We start from the raw sequence: 1,665 nt of genomic DNA on the forward strand, positions 1-1,665 counted from the left end.
GGAAACGGTTTACAAATCCTGAGAGCGGCATATCTATAGCACCACGCATAATAAGCCATCCATAGATGATAAAAGCGATTGCTACCCCGATTGATACAAAGGGTGTGATTGTAGCTATGGCTTTTGAGGAAGTATCCGTGACATATGTTTGTGTTATCTGATCAATTTTATTGAAAAGTTGCGTGAACACAGTAAAGCTCATGGAATTCCTCTTTAACGAATTTTAATTCTTTATCATCTTGGAACATAGATACATGCTAAATGCTTTATTTTCATTTATACATCACTTGAGTATTTTCATTATGATACCTTGGCTTTGATAAAATTTCCGTATCCTTTTAAGTTATTGTGATAGCACTGAACCCTCTACATGGGCTTTTGTTTTCATGAAAAAAAGCAAATGTTGTAAACAGCTTTATTAGTTAAATCTTATGTTAGGCACATTTTTGTTTTCAGGGTTTAAGATTTTTCCATATAATTTACGTTTTTGTATTTCGATAAGAAGCTCTTCATTATTGCTTAAATTTCTGACCATTTGCATCTTTGCATATTCATTTTGGAGCATGGCTGACATATTTTTTATGCGTGCTTGTAGTTCGAAAACTTCTCTCAAATCTTTTGTTTTATCTATTTCATTTAAGAAATTAATAATTTGTGTAAAACGCTTTTCTGCGTCTTTGAAAGTTTGTAAACTTACAGCTTTATCAACAATTCCACTATATTTAAGACGCATAGCAACTATTGCGTGCGCGTTCTGCCATGGCATATACCAGAAATTGCTCCTTTTCTCTTCGGTCTGAACAGAAAATATAAGATCTTTTAAATAATCATAATTTTTAATTTTCTTAGCATTCGGGTTAGAGTAGTCTGTGTTGGCGAGGGGGTAGATAGATGAATCTTGTAAGAAAAAACTCTTATCCTCTCCTATTGATGGTTTTTGTATTCTATTTCCTGTTATAGCTTGATGAATTTTTTTGGTGTTTTCTATCTGGTCTTTGGTTGTTTTAATTTGTTGATTTAATAACCCAATAATTTTCAGATAGTCTGCTTGTGAAAAAGTTAAAGGAGTTTGAACAGTTGAACTTTGATTCTCAGAACCCCGGCTAAAGTTAGATGTTAAAATTAAATTCAGCACTGCCAAAATAGTAATGCTCCCTGTTATAATAAACCGCTTTTTCATCTGTCTTCTCGCTTAATTTCGGCAGGGATTGTTTTATTAATAGGCACACGGTTTCTATCATTTGGTTGTTTTAGCTTTGGAGCTAAAGCACAAGCCGATAAGAGATTTGCAATCAAAATCATCAGAATGATATTTTTCATTTTAATATTACTCTTTTTATTGTTAGATGCATCCTAACATTTATTGTCATTATTGCTATTTTGAATATAAAGTAAAGTGCATAATGTGTAATTATTTCACTTTCTTAATTGCATCTTTTAATTGTTAAAAATCTCTCAATTTCAGTGCAAATATTTTTTACTGTAGGATTGGATATTTTGGTTATTTGATCCTATGGATATTAAGGGGTATTCGTTATGAGAATCACTGCTTTTTATATTATCTAGTTATATTATCTAGCTTCTATGTTTCCATAGATGTCCAAATGTTATGCCTTTTGCGAGAGAATTGGCAATACTTGATAGTTTGAGTAACAGCATGATGGA

General features: G+C 31.8%; 2 protein-coding genes and 2 pseudogenes. All 4 read right to left on the bottom strand.

Annotation, left to right across the window (positions count from 1 at the left end):
- Positions 1–202, bottom strand: a pseudogene (locus PVV65_RS09635) (trwi protein); the annotation flags it as partial.
- A gap of 216 nt (positions 203–418) precedes the next feature.
- On the bottom strand, positions 419–1,180 hold the full coding sequence (locus PVV65_RS09640; RefSeq protein ID WP_273790009.1) for a type IV secretion system protein: 762 nt from the start codon (positions 1,178–1,180) through the stop codon (positions 419–421).
- Entirely contained in the window at positions 1,177–1,320 is a 144-nt protein-coding gene (locus tag PVV65_RS09645; RefSeq protein ID WP_273790010.1) for a TrwH protein, read from the bottom strand. The genes PVV65_RS09640 and PVV65_RS09645 overlap by 4 nt, the downstream gene beginning before the upstream one ends.
- 255 nt (positions 1,321–1,575) lie before the next feature.
- Positions 1,576–1,665, bottom strand: a pseudogene (locus PVV65_RS09650) (trwi protein); the annotation flags it as partial.

The sequence above is a fragment of the Bartonella sp. ML70XJBT genome (genome assembly GCF_028618425.1).
Classification (GTDB): domain Bacteria; phylum Pseudomonadota; class Alphaproteobacteria; order Rhizobiales; family Rhizobiaceae; genus Bartonella.